This window comes from Chachezhania sediminis (assembly GCF_009765275.1).
Taxonomy (GTDB): Bacteria; Pseudomonadota; Alphaproteobacteria; order Rhodobacterales; family Rhodobacteraceae; genus Chachezhania; species Chachezhania sediminis.
On record NZ_VOPH01000003.1, the window covers coordinates 879,716 to 896,650 of the forward strand.

Below are 16,935 nucleotides of genomic sequence, written 5' to 3' on the forward strand. Positions count from 1 at the left end.
TCTGGGGTCCGCTGTCGCTCTTGCATGAGGGAAAGATGGATCCCGGCCCGCCATCGCGCCAGCCCGGACCCGGACAGCTTTTTCCGGATCCCGGCCATTCCATGGTTGCCGGCTGCCGGAACGGCGGAATGAGGCAGCGAGCATCCCCGAACGCGGTCCCGTCCGATCGAAAAGCCAGTCGGGACGATTGGGTGCAGGCCGTCATCTGCATCGTGGGGCGAAGCCCGGGCGTCGCGGGACCGTAGGGTGGGTGCTTTGCACGCACCGCTGACCGAAGCTGCCGACCGGCTTCGGCCCGCGGGCAGAGGCCGGGGAGTCGCCGGTCGAGCCTTGGGGGCTGCCGATGGTGCGTGCGGAGCACGAACCCTATGGATGCGGCTCTGTGGTTCGGTCGGATGGAGGTGGTGACGGTGACGAATGTGGGCGCATGGCCTGCACCGAACGTCCCCGCCGATCGCCGCTGGCCGGAATAGCGGGCGGGCTTCGGCCCGCGGGCAGAGGCCGGGTAGTCGCCGGTCGAGCCCTGGGGGCTGCCGAGGGTGCGTGCGGAGCACGCACCCTACGGATGCGGCTCTGTGGTCCATTCGGATGGAGGTAGTGACGGTGGACAAATGTGGGCGCAGGGCCCGCATCGAGCGTCCCGGCCGATCATCGTGGTAGGGTGCGTGCTTTGCACGCACCGCCACGTGTCACGGGGTCAGCTGCACCAGCGCGTGACGTTTCTTGCCGGCCGACAGCTTGATGGGCGAGGCCAGCGCGCCGGCGTCGATCATCAGTCCGGCATCGGTCAGCGGCGCATCGTCCAGGCGGGCGCCGTTTTCGGCGATCAGGCGCTTGGCTTCCTTGCCGGACTTGGCCAGCCCCGATCGGACCAGGATCTGGACGATGGACATGCCGTCGCCCGCCACCTCATCGGCCGTCAGGACAAGCGTCGGAAGGTCGTCGCCCACGCCGCCTTTTTCGAAGACCTCGCGCGCCGTGGATTCGGCGGTTGCCGCGGCTTCGGACCCGTGCAGCAGCGCCGTTGCCTCGTTGGCCAGGATGATCTTGCCCTCGTTGATCTCGGACCCGGCCAGCGCCGCCAGCCGGTCGCATTCCTCGACCGGCAGATCCGTGAAGATCTTCAGGAACCGGCCGACATCCGCGTCCGTCGTGTTCCGCCAGAACTGCCAGAACTCATAGGGCGACAGCATTTCCGAGTTCAGCCACACAGCACCGCTGGCCGACTTGCCCATCTTGCGGCCGTCGGATGTGGTCAACAGCGGCGTGGTCAGGCCATAGATCTCGTTGTCGAGCACGCGGCGGGTCAGGTCGATCCCGTTGACGATGTTGCCCCACTGGTCAGATCCGCCCATCTGCAGAAGGCAGCCGTACCGGCGGTTCAGCTCCAGGAAATCATAAGCCTGCAGGATCATGTAGTTGAATTCCAGGAAGGACAGCGACTGTTCGCGGTCCAGCCGGGACTTCACAGACTCAAACGACAGCATCCGGTTGACGCTGAAATGCCGCCCGATGTCCCTCAGGAATTCGAGGTAGTTCAGCCCGTCCAGCCATTCGGCATTGTTCAGCATGATCGCGTCGGACGCGCCGTCGCCATAGGACAGGTAACGCGCGAAGACCTTGTTCATGCCGTCGATATTGGCGTCGATCGCTTCGGCCGTCAGCAGCGGGCGTTCGTCCGCCCGAAAGGACGGATCGCCCACCTTGGTCGTGCCGCCGCCCATCAGCGTGATCGGCTTGTGGCCGGTCTTCTGCAACCAGCGCAGCATCATGATGTTCATCAGGTGCCCGACATGCAGCGACTTGGCAGTCGCATCATAGCCGATATAGCCCGGCACCACGCCGGCGATCAGGGCATCGTCAAGCCCCTGATAGTCGGTGCAGTCCGCCAGAAAACCGCGTTCCATCATCACGGCGATGAAGTCCGATTTCGGGTGGTAGGTCATGGCTTGCCTCGGCATTGATACGAAGCGCAGTCTATAGGACGCGCGAGGCCCGAATAAAAGAGCAGGCGGGCCCGGAAGGAGGCAGGAATGACTGGGATCACTGGAACGGGCGTCGTGCGGGCGCTGGGGGCGATGTCGGGGACGTCGCTGGACGGGGTCGATGCGGCTGTGGTCGAGACGGACGGACATCGGATCCACGGCTTCGGACCGGTGGCCTATCGGCCCTATACCCCGGGCGAGCGCGCCGTGCTGCGCGCAGGTCTTGGCCTGTGGTCCGGTCCCGAGGTCGGGGCGGCGGCCCATGTCGTCGACATGGTTCATGCCGGGGTGCTCCGCACCGTTCCGGATGTCGATATCGTGGGCTTTCACGGCCAGACCCTGGCCCATGCGCCGCGGGCCCAAGGCACGCTGCAGGTGGGCAACGGGCAGGCGCTGGCCGATGCCTTGGGTGTACCGGTGGTCTGGGATTTCCGCACGGCAGACGTGACGCAGGGCGGCGAAGGCGCGCCGCTCGCCCCGTTCTTTCACTTCGCCTGCGCCAAGTGGATCGGGGCCGTGGACCCGGTGGCCTTTTTGAACCTCGGCGGCGTCGGCAACCTGACCTTTGTCGATCCGTCCCACGACCGTCCAGAGGACAGGGGCGCCCTTCTGGCCTTCGACACCGGCCCGGCGAATGCGCCGGTCAACGACCTGATGCAGTCGCGGCTGGGGCTGGAGATGGACGAAGGCGGCGCGCTGGCCGGGCAGGGCCGCGTCGCGCAGGGCGTCGTCGATGCCTTCCTCGCCAGCCCCTATTTCGACCGCCGGCCGCCCAAATCGCTTGACCGCAACGACTTCAACGGTGTGGCGGCGCTGGTGGACGACCTGTCGGACGCCGATGCCGCCGCCACCTTGACTGCGCTCTGCGCGGCCGGCGTGGCAGCCGGCATCGCCCATTTTCCGCGCCCCGTGGCCCGGGTGCTGGCCACCGGCGGCGGCCGCAAAAATCCGCTGCTGATGGACATGCTGCAGCAGGCGCTGGGATGTCCGGTCGTGCCGGTCGAGGATGCGGGACTGGATGGCGACATGCTGGAAGCCCAGGCCTTCGCCCATCTTGCCGTCCGTGTGGCTCGCGGCCTGCCGACGTCCTGCCCGTCTACGACGGGGGTGCGCGCGCCGGTTGCGGGCGGAACCCTCAGCCGCCCCGGCGAAGCGAGCGCACGTACCGCAGGGTGAAGCTGCGATAGCCGGGCGCGGTCGACACCAGGTGCGGCCGTGTCAGCCGGTGCAGGTCCGGCAGCTTGTGGAAGGGTACGTTCGGAAAGGCGTGATGTTCGCAATGATAGGGCATGTTCCATGCCAGAGCCCGGACGACGCGTCCGGTGAAGGTGGTTCGCGTGTTCTCGAACATGTTGGCGACTGCGGGGCAAAGCCCGTGCTCGGCCAACAGGTAGAGCCGCAAAACCGGCTGCCCCACCAGTACCGGCAGGATCCAGAGCCAGAACAGCACCGGCGTGAAGAACAGGCTGACCAGGGCCGCGGCATAGACCGCCAGCAGGATCCGTGCCTCGCGCCGGATCGCGGCATGGCGTCGAGGCGGCAGGTAGGGGGCGTCGAGCTTGCCCCACGCATTGCTCCAGATCGTCGAGGCCGAACTGACCCAGAGCCGCCAGCCGGAGACATAGAGCAGCCATTCGACGACCGTGTCCGGCTTCCCGCCCCCGGCCAGTTCCGGATCGCGCTCCGGGTCATTCGTGAACCGGTGATGCGCCAGGTGGAAATAGCGGAACCAGATGAAGGGCAGCAGCAGGATCGGCGCGATGGCGTGTCCGAACAGGTCGTTCAGCCAGGCCGTCCGGAACGGCGTTTGGTGGGTGCATTCGTGCGAGAGCGTGAAGAGGAAAACCAGCAGCACCCCTTGGACCGGAACCAGAACCGGCCACAGCGGCACGGCCAGTGCGATGCCGGCGGAACTGCCGGCTAGGCACAGCAGATAGGGCCCCAGGTGACGCAGGCCGGCCCGGTCCGACCGTTCGGTCAGCGCGGCCTTGTCTTCCGGCGGCAACTGCCTGAGGAATTGGGTGTGATTCATGGCGCGACACTGGATCCGGGCGCTGTCGCTGGCAAGGGCCAGTGAAGGCGTCCGGAGGTCAAAGACGCTTCGGAGCTCACCAAAGCAGCAGCTTCGATCCCGTCCTCGCGGGCGCCCTGCCTGCCAGTCCGTCCCCGTTCGGGCAAGGACAACAGCCGTCTCTCCGCGTTGCGGGGCCCCTCGGGAATTGACCTTGACCGCGGCCCGTCGCCCGTCCGTCGGTTCGTACGCGCAGGCGGCTTCTTCTGTCATTGGGGGATTGTTTGCGGCGAGATTGAAGCGTTTTTTTTCGGAAGGTTATTATTGACAGCCGGAAGCTTCCTCTGGTTCGCCACAGAGATGGCTCAAAGCCCGTCTCCGAGGCGCTCGACGTCCGGACGGGGGCCCCGCTTCCGTTCGGGACAGGGCGTCGCCGTCCCGGGATGCGTTGCGGTATGATCGGGGCGGGCGGGGCCTGTCTCCGAAGCGGGCTTCTCCGAGCAACCAGAAAGCGCCAGGCTGCTTGTTGCGGCCTCCGCCCTGGCTCCAGGTGTTTGATCCCACGGTTTGATGGTGTGTTCTTTTCTTCGGAATGGGAGGATGCCCTATGGGACAAGTTCGTCACGGAAGCGCCACGACCGCGTACGCCTTCAGAGCAGCAATACAGCGATCGCAAGTTTCGCTCGCGGCGTTGAGCCGGGAGCTCGGGATCAATCCCAAGACGGTTGCGAAGTGGCGTAAACGGCAGACGGTCGATGATCTCAAGACCGGCGCAAAGGAGCGACGTTCGACGGTCCTCACGGAGGCTGAGGAGGCGGCCATCGTCGCGTTTCGGTGCCACACGCTGCTGCCGCTTGTTGACTGCCTCTATGCCCTTCAGCCGTCCAACCCGCACCTGACACGCTCAGCACTGCGGCGGGAACCGGCGTCTCGACCTGGACCCGCATCGCATTCGCCGCCTCGAACAGTGCCACCCGCAGGGCAGGGGCGCCGCATCTGGTGAGCGTCCCCGCCCGGTCCCTTTCGCCGGACCGGCAGCGGCGCGGCGTGAGGCCTGCGCAGGCGCCCACCTGCTTCGGGGACCGGAACCGCGCCGGATCGTCGATCGTTGCCACAGAGGTCGGCGCCACGACGGGGCCAAGCAGGAATGGCCCCCGGCGCCGTCCATGGCCTTTGGCACACCGGATCGTTCGACACTTCTTCCCGAACCCGGGCGGTCGGTTCCTCGACGGCGGGGCGCAGACTCTCGCGCCCTGCGATCCGCGGGGACAGGGCAATCTCAAGGCCAGGATGCCCGTAGATGATGCCCCTAGATCAGGTCCCGGATCTCTGCGTCCCGCGCGCCTGCGCAGGACCCGCCCGGGTCGCAGACCAAAGCCGCGCGAGCCGGGCCCCGCGCAAGCTGTTTCCGACATCGACCAGGTGCCCCTGCTGGGACTTGCGAGCCGACATCGACCAGGCGCCTCTGGCGCGCTTCATGGCTCTCGAGGTGGACCGGACGGAACCGGCACAGCCGCAGGAGCCTGACGATCCCGCCCGCATCGTTGCGGCGGGTCTTGTCCATCTGGGCCGCACGGGCGGGGGCGACCCGGCGCGTCTCCGTCCGTGTCAGGGAAAACCCTGCGGCCAGCAGGCCGCGGGCCAGCGGTTCCGACATCGGCCTGCATCCAGGCCCACGATCTCCAGGCCATCCCGAAAGGGCGCCAGAGCATCGGCGATCATGCCCGAATGGTTCTCCACCGTCGCTTCGGACACGATCTGCCCGTCGGACCGACAATGCACGACTGCCGTCGTCGACAACGAGACATCCAGTCCTGCAGGGTACTTCCTCGGTCATTCCTCCCGGTCAGAAACCGGGTCAGCCTGCGCCAACCTTCGATCAGGGCGCAAATCCCGCAATGACCGCATCTCCGAAGCAGGAGCTGGGTGGGTGGGGGCCGGCGCCGGCCAGGCAGGCTCCCTCCGTCGCCCCTGACTTCTTTGGTCTTCAAATATCCTCGGGGGAGGCCGGGCCACAGGCACGGGCCGGGGGCAGGGCCCCCGTCGCCGTTCCAGCTTTGTGTCAGGCGCGGGGGATGTCGAAGCCCGGTTCGGCCAGAACGAAGCCCGCGAAATCGAAACCGGGGGACACAGCACAGCTGACCAGCGTGAAATCGCCCGTGGGCCGCGCCGACTGCCAGTGGTTTTCTGGGATGACGATCTGCGGCGCGCCTGCGTCCAGGTCGGGCGTCAGGAGATGGTCGCGCGCCGGGCCGGCCTCGGTTTCCGCGATCGACAGGACCAGGGGCGATCCCGCATGCCAGAGCCAGACCTCGGTCGAATCGACCTTGTGCCAGTGGCTGGTCTCGCCTGCCTTGAGCAGGAAATAGATGCAGGTGCCGGTGGCCCGGCCCTCGTTCGTGGCGCGCCATGTCTCGCGGAAATGGCCGCCTTCGGGATGGGGCTGCAGCTTCAGCCGCTCGATGATCTCGTCTGCCGTCATGGTTGCAAGCCTAGACCGGAGCGCAGTTCAAGACCATGGCGAATCGGGGCCAGAGACCCCATGTTCCGGACATGAGCCTGCATATCCCCTTCGACAATTCCTATGCCCGCCTGTCGGGTGCCTTCTTTACCGCGCAAGCGCCCACGCCGGTCAGCGCGCCGCGGCTGGTGGCCTTCAACGAACCGCTGGCCCGGATCATGAGCATCGCCCCGGGCGAGGTCGGGGAAATGGCCCAGGTCTTTGCCGGGAACCGGGTGCCGGATGGCGCGGCGCCCTTGGCGCAAGCCTATGCCGGGCATCAGTTCGGAACGTTCAACCCGCAGCTGGGGGACGGCCGTGCCGTCCTGCTGGGCGAGACCGTCGGCACCGACGGGATCCGACGCGACCTGCAGTTGAAGGGATCTGGTCCCACACCCTATTCGCGGATGGGCGACGGGCGCGCCTGGCTGGGGCCGGTCCTGCGGGAATATGTCGTGTCCGAGGCCATGCATGCGCTGGGGATCCCCACCACGCGGGCACTGGCGGCGGTCGAGACCGGGGACAAGGTCGTGCGGGAAACCGTGCTGCCGGGGGCAGTCCTGGCGCGCGTGGCCACCAGCCACCTGCGGGTGGGGACCTTCCAGATCTTTGCCGCGCGCGATGATACGGCCAGCCTGAAGCAGCTGACGCAATACGCCATCGACCGGCACTATCCGGGTGCCCAAGGGCCGATGGGCCTGCTGAAGGCGGTCTGCGATGCGCAGACGCGGCTGATCGTGCAGTGGCTGTCCGTGGGCTTCATTCACGGCGTGATGAACACCGACAACAGCTCCATCGCGGGTGAGACCATCGATTACGGGCCTTGCGCCTTCATGGATACCTACCGGGCCGACACGGTCCTGTCCTCGATCGACCGGGGCGGGCGGTATCGGTTCAACCGGCAACCCGACATCGCGGTCTGGAACATGGCGCAACTGGCCACGGCGCTGATCGCGCAGCTTCCGGACCCGGAAGCCGCGGTGGAAGAGGCGACGGAGATCGTCAATGGCATGGGCGATCTGTTCCGCAAGGAATGGGCGCGGGCCTATTGCGCCAAGATCGGCATCGCCGAGCCGGAGGAGGGCGACGTCCGGCTGGCCGTCGACCTGATGGGGCTGATGGAGGAAGGGCAGGCGGATTTCACCAACACGTTCCGGGCGCTCTCCGACGGCGCGGCGCGGGACCAGTTTCTGGACCCCCATGCCTTCGATGCCTGGGCAGAGCTGTGGCGGGCGCGACTGTCGCGCGAGGCGGATCCCAGGGCTGTGATGCGGGCGGCGAACCCGGTGGTGATCCCGCGCAATCACCGCGTGGAGCAGATGATCCAGGCGGCGGTCGCGGGCGACTATGGTCCGTTCGAGCGGCTGAACGCGGCACTGGCGCGGCCTTTCGATGACGATCCGGCCTATGAAGACCTGCGGCGCCCGCCCGCGGTGGACGAACGGGTCCAAGCCACCTTCTGCGGGACCTGAGCCTTCATTTGCGGTTGATCAGGACGATGCCCAGGGCCACCAGGGCCAGCGCGATCCAGACGAAGAGGCTGACTTCTTCGCCCAGGATGGCCCAGCCCAGGATCGCGGCCACGACCGGTGACAGGAAGCTGAACGACGCGACACCCGACGCGGTGTAGGTGGCCAGAAGCCGGAACCAGACCAGGAAGGCGATGCCGATCACAAAGACGCCCTGGATCAGCAGGGTGCCGACGTGGAGCAGTTGCGGATCGCGCAGCAACGGGCCGAAGAAGGGCGCGGCCAGCAGCTGAAGCGTGCCGGCAACGGCGACCTGGACGATCAGCTGGTTTTCGGGGCGTTCCTTGGCCAGCGGCGTCATCCGCACGGTCAGCGTGATTCCGGCCCAGCACAGCGCCGCGACCATGGCGAGCAGGTCGCCGGACAGGCTGCCGCCGGGGCTGGACTGGTCCGACAGCGCCAGCGCCACGCCGCTCATGGCCAGCGCCAGGCCCAGCAGGCGCAGGGGCGTCAGCCGTTCCCCCTTCAGGAAGAAATGCGCGCCAAGCGAGGTCCAGACCGGCATCGAATAGAACAGGATCGACGCGCGCGAGACGGTGGTCAGGTCCAGGGCGATGAAGAGCGTGATGAATTCCACCGCGAAGAAGACGCCGATCAGGACGCCCCAGGGCCTGGCAGCGGGGGCCAGCATGACCGGCAGGCCGCGCAGGCGCATCCACGACAGGACGACGACGAAGGCAATGGCCGACCGAAGCCCCGCCTGGAAGACGGGGCCGAAGCCGCCATTGGTGACCTTGATCAGGATCTGGTTCAGTCCCATCAGGACTGCGAACCCGATCAGGGCCGTGGCACCGGTCAGGTCTATGGGCCGTCTTTCTTCCATCCGCCCAAAGGATGAGCAGGTTGCTGAACTGTCAAGCGGAAGCGGAGCGCCGGGTCCCGGAACGTCCCGGCACTGACGCGCCGGTGACGGGTTGGGCGAGGCCGGCAGGCAAAGAGGTCGCGCTGGCGATCCCACGGGCCCGGGGACACGACATGGCAGCGGCCGGACGATGCGCATGTTACGCGGGACAGCCGGGCGGGCAGGGGCTTTCGGCAGACGATGGCGGAAGGTCCGATGCAGGGTTTTCGGGGCCGGCGCGATGGGCTACACAACCCTGCACCTTCAACCGCATTGTTGGACCATGCCCGAGACGATCATTTCCCGATGCGAGGCCAAGGGCCTGAGGATGACCGGCCAGCGCCGGACCATCGCCCAGGTCCTCCAGGACAGCGACGACCACCCGGATGTCGAAGAACTTTATGGCCGGGCCAGCGCGCTGGATGCCGGTATCTCGATCGCGACCGTCTACCGGACGGTGAAGCTGTTCGAGGAGGCGGGGATTCTCGACCGGCTGGAATTCGGCGACGGTCGGGCGCGGTACGAAGACGCCGACCGCGATCATCACGACCACCTGATCGACATGAACTCGGGCGAGGTGATCGAGTTTGTCGATCCCGAGATCGAGGAGTTGCAGGAAAAGATCGCGGCCAAGCTGGGATATGAACTGCGCGGTCACCGGCTGGAACTTTACGGCGTTCCGACCCGCAAGAAGTCCTGAAAAAAGACCCGGGTTCCGGGCGTCGTTCGCGGCCGGGTGGGATCACGGTTGATCCTGCCTGTCCCGCCACCGCAGCCTTTTGCAGGCAGGTCCCGACTTTGCCGTGATCAGCGGCGGTCAGACGTGCGCGGGGTCTGGCGTTTCAGCAGGCCGGTGCCGGCCGGCGCGGCTGACGGCGAACGGGATCATCGCCGACAGGATCACCAGCCGCACCACGTGACAGGCGGTCAGGAAGGCCGCGTTCACACCCATGATGGCGCCCAGTGCGATCATCGTTTCCAGCCCCCCGGGCGAAAAGGAGACGAGGACATGGGGCAGTTCCATTTCCAGCGCCCAGGCGACGGGGATCGCGCCCAGCCCTGCGAAGACGGCGCCGACCAGGGTCGTGACCAGCCCGGCCACCGCGCTTTGGCGGAAGAGCCGCCAGCTCATCATCGCGAAGCGGGTGCCGATCAGGGTGCCCATGACGACATAGGCGGGCATCAGGATCCATTGCGGCACGCCGCCCGGTGTCAGGTCGACGACATGGCTGACGGCCGAGGCACCCATCGCGCCAAGGACCAGCGGCGCGGGAAATTTCAGCTTTCCGAAGACCCAGCCCAGGGCCAGCCCGGCCATGGCCAGAAGGCCCAGGACCCACAGTGCCATCGGCGCAGTGGCGATCACCGCGACGGGTGGCACCTCATAGCCCATGGCCACCGCCAGGAAGGGCACGACCAGCGTCAGTGTCAGCAGCCGCATCGACTGGACGATCACTACGCGGCCGACATCGCCGCCGGATTCCATGCTTATCGACAGGACAAAGGACAGGTGCCCGGGCGCGGCCGCCAGAACGCCGCTGGTGCGGTCGAAGCCGAAGAAGCGGCGCAGCACCCAGCCGCCCACGGCGATGGTCAGGCCCAGCGTCACCCCCAGCGCCAGAAAGGCCAGCGGCCAGCGCAGAATGGCGGCACCGGCCTCGGGGACGAAACCCGCGCCGACCGACAGGCCGATGAACAGGAAACAGATGTCGCGCACGATATCGGCGATCCCGACCCGCACGCCGGCCAGCGCCACCGCGGTAACCAGAAGGGAAGGCCCGATCAGCGTCGCCGCCGGCAGTCCCAGCCAGATCGCGCCCAGGGCGCCGACACCGCCAAGCGCCAGCGTCATCGCCGTTTGCAGCGCGACGGAGGCAGGACCCCGGGGGGCGGTTTCGGCAGGTGCGGAGGGAGAGCGGTCCATCCGGGTCTGATTAGCATCGCACCGCCCGCCGGGCAATGACGCCCGGGAAATGCAGCTATTCCCCAGCGGCATGACGGGCCGGTATATGTCCGCATTTGCAAGGGCTTGCCCAGTAAGCCCCGGTACAACCCCGCGCTGTAAAGCTTGCAGACGCACGCAAATCGTACGATGGCACTTACGTAAACTCTCTTGATCTGTTCCGGGCTTGCCCCGGCTCCCGGAAGGACTGCCAAGATGGACAACCTGCGCGGCGCGGTACTGATGACGCTGTCGATGCTTGGCTTCGCAATCGAGGACATGTTCATCAAGCTTCTGGCAGTCGACCTTCCTGCCTGGATGATCATCGGCACGCTGGGCGTCGTGGGCGGTCCGGTCTTCGCGATCTTCGTCGTCCTGAACCGCCAGCCGCTGTTCAGCCGGGATTTCCTGGATCCCAAGGTGCTGCTGCGCTGTGCCTGCGAGATGCTGGCCACGATGTGCATGATCATCGCCATCACCCGTGCTTCGCTGGTGCTGGTCTCGGCGATCATCCAGGCGACGCCGCTGCTGGTCACCATGGGGGCCGCGATCTTCCTGAAGGAACAGGTCGGCTGGCGGCGGTGGAGCGCGATTATCGCGGGACTTCTGGGCGTCCTGATCGTGCTGCGCCCGGGGTTGGAAGGCTTTGATGCCAACGCGCTCTTTGCCGTCGTGGGCGTGGTCTTCATGGCCGGGCGCGACCTGGTGACCCGGGTCATCACGGCCAGGACGTCCTCCTATCAACTGTCGATGCTGGCCTTTCCGTCGCTGATCCCGGCCGCCATCGCGGTGGCGCTGGTGGGCGGGGAACCTTACGTCGCGCCGCAGGGCATCCACGTGCTGCCGGCCATCGGCATGCTCGCCTCGGCCTACCTGGCCTACTACATGATCGTCATGGCGATGCGCCTGGGAGAGGTGTCCTTCGTCACGGGCTTCCGCTATTCCCGGATGCTCTTCGCGCTGATCATCGGCGTCGCGGTCTTCGCCGAACGTCCCGACGAGGCCACGCTTTTCGGCGCGGCGCTGATCGTTGCCTCCGGAATCTACACGGTCTGGCGCGAACGGGTGGTCCGTCGCCGTGCCCGGCGCGCCTGCGAGCGCAAACATGTCCCAGTGGCGTAAGTGTCTCTTTCCCGACCCATTTCGGAACGCTAAGACGCGTGCGACACTTGCATGGGGCCATTTACATGAGCACGATTATCGACATTCACGCGCGCGAGATCCTCGACAGCCGCGGTAACCCCACGGTCGAGGTGGACATCACGCTGGAAGACGGCACGATGGGCCGCGCGGCCGTTCCTTCGGGCGCATCGACCGGGGCCTACGAGGCGGTCGAAAAGCGTGACGGTGACAAGTCCCGCTACATGGGCAAGGGCGTGCTGGACGCCGTCGCCGCCGTCAACGGCGAGATTGCCGAGGAACTGGTTGGCTTCGACGTGACCGAGCAGGTTGCAATCGACACCACCATGATCGAACTGGACGGCACCCCGAACAAGGGGCGGCTGGGCGCGAACGCGATCCTGGGCGTGTCGCTGGCCGCCGCCCGCGCCGCGGCCGACTACACCTCGCAGCCGCTCTATCGCTATGTCGGCGGCACCTCGGCCCGGGTTCTGCCGGTGCCGATGATGAACATCATCAACGGCGGTGAGCACGCAGACAACCCGATCGACATTCAGGAATTCATGATCATGCCGGTGGCGGCGGAAAACATCGCCGACGCCGTGCGCATGGGCTCCGAAGTCTTTCACACCCTGAAAAAGGAACTGTCGTCGGCCGGCATGTCCACGGGCCTGGGCGACGAAGGCGGCTTTGCCCCGGAACTGGCATCGACCAAGGACGCACTGGATTTCATCCTGAAGTCGATCGAGAAGGCGGGCTACAAGCCGGGCGAGGACATCTATCTGGCACTCGACTGCGCCTCGACCGAATACTTCAAGGATGGCAAGTACGAGATGAAGGGCGAAGGCCTTTCGCTGACTTCGGCCGAAAACGTCGAATACCTGTCGAAGCTGTGCGATGCCTATCCGATCATCTCGATCGAGGATGGCTGTGCCGAGGATGACTGGGACGGCTGGAAACTGCTGACCGACGCATTGGGCGGCAGGGTGCAGTTGGTGGGCGACGACCTGTTCGTGACCAACCCGGAACGCCTGGCGGAAGGCATCAAGAAGGGCGTCGCGAATTCGATGCTGGTGAAGGTGAACCAGATCGGGTCGCTGACCGAAACGCTGAAGGCCGTCGATATGGCCCACCGCGCACGTTATACCAACGTCATGTCGCACCGTTCGGGCGAGACCGAGGATTCGACGATTGCCGACCTGGCGGTCGCCACGAACTGCGGTCAGATCAAGACCGGGTCGCTGGCGCGGTCGGACCGGCTGGCCAAGTACAACCAGCTGATCCGGATCGAGGAAGCCCTGGGCGACATCGCCGAATATGCCGGCCGGTCTATCCTGAAGTAATCCCGCGCTTCTTCGCGAACGTGATGCAGCGGTGCCCATCGGGCGCCGCTGCTTGCGTTTCGGCCTACTGTTTCAGGATCTGCTTGCGCTTTCTGTCGTATTCTCGCTGGGTCAGCAGGCCCTGCTTGTAGGCGGCATCCAGGTCGGTCAGCTGCTGGCCGACGGCGACATCCTGCACGGTAGTGTCGTCCGACCCGCCGAAGCTGATGCAGCCGGACAGTGAAAGGCAGGCCAGAACGGCGGCCGAAAGAACGATACGCGACATGAAGGTCCCCGATAGTCTGTGTCCATCCGCGGGCGACATCGCACCGGAACCGATCCGGGGTCAAGACAGGGGGCGGGGCCGGCGCAAGGGCGCGTTGCGGGGGGGCGCCATGGCCACAACGGCCGTGGGAATCCCGGCAAGGTATCGCCTGCAGCCCGGTTGCCGCTGTGCTAGACCCGGACCGAGTTGACCGCCGAGGCGCCTGCCATGACCCTGCCTGCCCTGACCGTTCCCGACCTGTCCCAGATCGACACGATCTTCCTGGCGGCCTCGCTGATCGCGCTGCTGCTGGTGGGCGGGCTGACGCTTCGGCACCGCTGGCGTGTGCTGGGACGGCTGCTGCTGCCGGGATCCGTCGTGGCCGGGGTCGTGGCGCTGGTGCTGGGACCGGACGTGCTGGGCGCGGCCGTGTCCGCCTGGGACCCGCAATCGGCGCTGGCCGACGGCGTCTGGGGCGCGGGCGTGCGAGAGGTCTGGCGGTCGCTGCCGTCGCTTCTGATCAACATCGTCTTCGCCTGCCTGTTCCTGGGCAAGTCGATCCCCGGGCCCCGAAAGATCTGGCACCAGGCCGGTCCGCTGATCTGCTATGGCCAGACCGTGGCCTGGGGGCAGTACGTGGTGGGTCTGACGCTGGCGCTGCTGGTCCTCGGGCCGCTCTTCGGGATGTCGCCCCTGGCGGGCGCGCTGATCGAGATCGGGTTCGAAGGCGGGCATGGCACCGCGGCCGGTCTGGCCCCGGTTTTCACCGAACTCGGGTTCGAAGAGGGACTGGACCTGGCCCTTGGCCTGGCATCCGTCGGTCTGGTGGCCGCGATCCTTTCGGGCGTGATCCTGATCCACTGGGCACGGCTGCGCGGCATCCTGCTCAGCGCGCGGGTCCGTCAGCCGGTGGCGGCGACGCCGGCGCCGGGCGGCGGCGACATGGCGGAAACGCTGGACATGATGGACGTCACGCGGGCGGGCGGGCTGACCGCCGCCGAGCCGGAGGAAGAGGACGAAAGGCCCGACGCCGTCATCGATCCCTTGTCCTTTCACCTGGGGCTGGTCGCGGCCTCGATCGTGATCGGGCGGATCCTGCTGGAGCTTATGGTGGCCTTCGAACAGGCGACCTGGGGGGCAGGGGGGCTGAAGCTTCTGTCCTATGTGCCACTGTTTCCGCTGGCGATGATCGGGGGCGCCGTCGTCCAGTTCGCGATGACGCGGATGGGCAAGGACCACCTGATCGACCGTGAACTGGTGAACCGCATCGCCGGCGTGGCGCTGGACTTTACCATCGTCTCGGCCCTGGCGACCCTGTCGCTGAGCGTGATTGCCGACAATTTCGGCCCCTTCGCCCTGATGGTGGGGGCGGGGATCGCCTGGAACGTGGGGGCCTTCCTGATGCTGGCGCCGCGGATGCTGCCGGGGCCCTGGTTCGAACGCGGCATCGCCGATTTGGGTCAGTGCATGGGCATGACCGTCACCGGCCTGCTGCTGTTCCAGATGGCGGATGCCAAGAACCGGTCCGGCGGGCTGGAACGCTTCGGCTACAAGCAGCTGGTGTTCGAACCGATCATGGGGGGCGGGATCTTCACCGCGATCTCGATGCCGCTGATTGTCCAGTTCGGGCCGGTCGCGATCCTGTGCCTGACAGCCGTCGTCGCGGCGATCTGGCTGGTCATGGGGCGCCGGCTGTTCGTTCGAAGCGACGGCGACTGACCCGAAGCGGGCCAGATCAGGCGGCGGGCAGGCCCGACCCTCCTGCTATGGCCCTGACCCGGATCGCATAGGGCAAGGCGAAGCTGCCGTTCGAACAGCGTGCGGCGAAGGTCCGGTTCGGAGCCCTTAGTGCTCAATGCTGCGGCGCAAAATGGTATGTAGGTCTTCTGTTCCGTCCCAGTGAACTGCGTTCCACCCTTCCGACTGAGCAGCTCTGATATTCGGAATTGTGTCATCGACCAAAAGCAGCTCGTGCGGCTGGCGACCGGTGAACTCCCCCGCGAAACGGAAGAACTCGGGTTGCGGCTTCTTACTTCCAGCTTTCGCTGAGTAAATGATTCCGTCCACTTCATCAGATAGGCCCATGGACGTCATCAGGTAGGCAGCTCTCAGATGCTCTTGGTTCGTTGCCAAATAGACAGGGATGCCGTCTCGCCTTGCCGCACGAATGTCGGCGAGAACGGGTTCAACAATCCGTGAATCCATTTCAAACCAATAGGTTATCAAGTCCTCCACTTGGACTGCAGGAGCGATCCGTTTCAACGCATTGGCTAGTGTTGGCAGCAACGCCTTCTTACCAATTACTATGTCGTTCCATTCAGTCTTGAAGAACTCTTCGGCAAGAGCATCGGTCGGAATTGCCATGTCCTGCCGCAGATCGTGATCCCAACGCAGCCCATCGCTCGGGCGGCCATCAACGAGGACACCGTCAACATCGAGCATTAAACAAACGACCATTACTGAATCTGCCCTTGAGAACCGTCTATTCCCCCTTTTGTCAGTGACGTGCGAGGAAAAGTGAAGTGTCGGGATATGTCTTTCGACCTTTTGGAACGTCCGCTTCGTCCGCACTACGGACCTCGGCGTGTCACATCATGCTGCCCGATGTTGCGGATGATCGCTTTGGGGAAGCTGCAACGCAGCGATAGCCGACTCGGCCAATGTCCGGAGAGAGCCGTCTCTGCCGGGCAGACCCACTCACCTGGGCGTCCAGCACGCCGCGGCGCCGCTTCGAGCCCTGTATCGCCATCGCAGTATCGGCTAACAATTTGCTTTATGACACGTCGTGCAATTTCCTATGCCTATGTAGCCTCGCTCATCGTGATGGTTGTTGTCGGATTCGGATACGACAGCTTCTCGCCAGGCTTAGCTGGGCGTAGCTCGAATGGGCCGTTCTTTTGCAAGCAGCTTATGAGTTCCGGTTCGGGCGATGATGCGATGCTGATTGCATTCGTCCTGTTCATAGTGCCCCTAACATTTAGAGCCTTTAGAGCGCGACGTCGCATCGCTCGCTTCGAATTGGTCGTGTTCAGCCTATGCGCGTTCGTCTCATGCTTTGCCCTGTGGCTTGCCAGCTTGGACTGCGCATCAATATTTTATACTGCGTTTTTTGTCCCCGACCCCGCGCTTGCCGGCGCCTTGATCGCACTCGTCCTTTCGACGGCTATGCTCGTATCCCTCCATTTCGTCCAATGATCGCTCTGTCCCGCAATGCCGACCTTGGTATTCCAGACCATGCTGCACGGTGCCATCAAGGTCCTGTGTGGATGGCTCCTGCATAGCAAGCGGGAAATGGCTCTAATTCACCCATTCAGAAGCGGTCGTGTGTCCGGCCTGTTCGCGCGGCATTTCGGCCGCTGGCCCTGATGGCTTCCGCGTCCCGGGTCCCTGTCAGGTATGCGGGCGATTACGCCCCGGACTT

General features: G+C 65.7%; 14 protein-coding genes and 2 pseudogenes. 7 read left to right on the forward strand and 9 right to left on the reverse strand.

Annotated features, from left to right (window positions below; genetic code table 11):
- Positions 1-689: 689 nt before the first annotated feature.
- Positions 690-1,946, reverse strand: coding sequence for a tyrosine--tRNA ligase (gene tyrS, locus FQK05_RS13520; RefSeq protein WP_158967543.1), 1,257 nt, complete (start codon positions 1,944-1,946; stop codon positions 690-692).
- A gap of 87 nt (positions 1,947-2,033) precedes the next feature.
- Here tyrS and FQK05_RS13525 point away from each other — a divergent pair, with 87 nt between their 5' ends.
- Positions 2,034-3,161, forward strand: a complete 1,128-nt coding sequence (locus tag FQK05_RS13525; RefSeq protein WP_158967545.1) for an anhydro-N-acetylmuramic acid kinase — start codon at positions 2,034-2,036, stop codon at positions 3,159-3,161.
- Here FQK05_RS13525 and FQK05_RS13530 read toward each other — a convergent pair.
- Positions 3,121-4,017, reverse strand: a complete 897-nt coding sequence (locus FQK05_RS13530; protein WP_158967547.1) for a fatty acid desaturase — start codon at positions 4,015-4,017, stop codon at positions 3,121-3,123. The genes FQK05_RS13525 and FQK05_RS13530 overlap by 41 nt on opposite strands.
- A gap of 586 nt (positions 4,018-4,603) precedes the next feature.
- Between FQK05_RS13530 and FQK05_RS26105 the strand changes: the two are divergent.
- Positions 4,604-4,915, forward strand: a pseudogene (locus FQK05_RS26105) (IS481 family transposase); the annotation flags it as partial.
- Between the two features lie 25 nt (positions 4,916-4,940).
- Here FQK05_RS26105 and FQK05_RS26545 read toward each other — a convergent pair.
- The 3 genes and pseudogenes from FQK05_RS26545 to FQK05_RS13550 form a co-directional block, all read right to left on the reverse strand.
- Positions 4,941-5,411, reverse strand: a pseudogene (locus FQK05_RS26545) (transposase); the annotation flags it as partial.
- A gap of 193 nt (positions 5,412-5,604) precedes the next feature.
- A complete protein-coding gene (locus FQK05_RS13545; RefSeq protein WP_158967549.1) occupies positions 5,605-5,796 on the reverse strand; it encodes a hypothetical protein in 192 nt (63 codons plus the stop codon).
- A gap of 262 nt (positions 5,797-6,058) precedes the next feature.
- Positions 6,059-6,478 carry a cupin domain-containing protein gene (locus FQK05_RS13550; protein ID WP_158967550.1) on the reverse strand — a complete coding sequence of 140 codons (420 nt, stop codon included), beginning with the start codon at positions 6,476-6,478 and terminating at the stop codon, positions 6,059-6,061.
- Between the two features lie 71 nt (positions 6,479-6,549).
- Here FQK05_RS13550 and FQK05_RS13555 point away from each other — a divergent pair, with 71 nt between their 5' ends.
- Complete coding sequence (locus FQK05_RS13555; protein ID WP_158967552.1) at positions 6,550-7,968, forward strand: protein adenylyltransferase SelO; 1,419 nt, start codon at positions 6,550-6,552, stop codon at positions 7,966-7,968.
- Positions 7,969-7,972: 4 nt separating this feature from the next.
- Here FQK05_RS13555 and FQK05_RS13560 read toward each other — a convergent pair whose 3' ends face one another.
- Positions 7,973-8,848: a DMT family transporter gene (locus tag FQK05_RS13560; RefSeq protein WP_158967554.1), complete on the reverse strand. Its 876-nt coding sequence runs from the start codon at positions 8,846-8,848 to the stop codon at positions 7,973-7,975.
- A gap of 301 nt (positions 8,849-9,149) precedes the next feature.
- On the opposite strand from FQK05_RS13560, the gene FQK05_RS13565 reads away from it, so the two are divergent.
- Entirely contained in the window at positions 9,150-9,566 is a 417-nt protein-coding gene (locus tag FQK05_RS13565; RefSeq protein WP_158967703.1) for a Fur family transcriptional regulator, read from the forward strand.
- A 117-nt stretch (positions 9,567-9,683) separates the two neighbouring features.
- Here the strand turns inward: FQK05_RS13565 and FQK05_RS13570 are convergent, their stop codons facing one another.
- Positions 9,684-10,862, reverse strand: coding sequence for an AbrB family transcriptional regulator (locus FQK05_RS13570; RefSeq protein WP_325063880.1), 1,179 nt, complete (start codon positions 10,860-10,862; stop codon positions 9,684-9,686).
- 162 nt (positions 10,863-11,024) lie between these two features.
- Between FQK05_RS13570 and FQK05_RS13575 the strand changes: the two genes are divergently transcribed.
- On the forward strand, positions 11,025-11,930 hold the full coding sequence (locus FQK05_RS13575; RefSeq protein ID WP_158967557.1) for a DMT family transporter: 906 nt from the start codon (positions 11,025-11,027) through the stop codon (positions 11,928-11,930).
- Between the two features lie 65 nt (positions 11,931-11,995).
- Positions 11,996-13,270, forward strand: a complete 1,275-nt coding sequence (gene eno / locus FQK05_RS13580; RefSeq protein WP_158967559.1) for a phosphopyruvate hydratase — start codon at positions 11,996-11,998, stop codon at positions 13,268-13,270.
- Between the two features lie 64 nt (positions 13,271-13,334).
- Here eno and FQK05_RS13585 read toward each other — a convergent pair whose 3' ends face one another.
- Positions 13,335-13,535 carry an SHOCT domain-containing protein gene (locus FQK05_RS13585; protein WP_158967561.1) on the reverse strand — a complete coding sequence of 67 codons (201 nt, stop codon included), beginning with the start codon at positions 13,533-13,535 and terminating at the stop codon, positions 13,335-13,337.
- 207 nt (positions 13,536-13,742) lie between these two features.
- Between FQK05_RS13585 and FQK05_RS13590 the strand changes: the two genes are divergently transcribed.
- Entirely contained in the window at positions 13,743-15,233 is a 1,491-nt protein-coding gene (locus tag FQK05_RS13590; protein ID WP_158967563.1) for a sodium/glutamate symporter, read from the forward strand.
- Between the two features lie 126 nt (positions 15,234-15,359).
- Here the strand turns inward: FQK05_RS13590 and FQK05_RS13595 are convergent, their stop codons facing one another.
- Complete coding sequence (locus FQK05_RS13595) at positions 15,360-15,956, reverse strand: HAD family hydrolase (RefSeq protein WP_199252661.1); 597 nt, start codon at positions 15,954-15,956, stop codon at positions 15,360-15,362.
- Between the last annotated feature and the right edge of the window lie 979 nt (positions 15,957-16,935).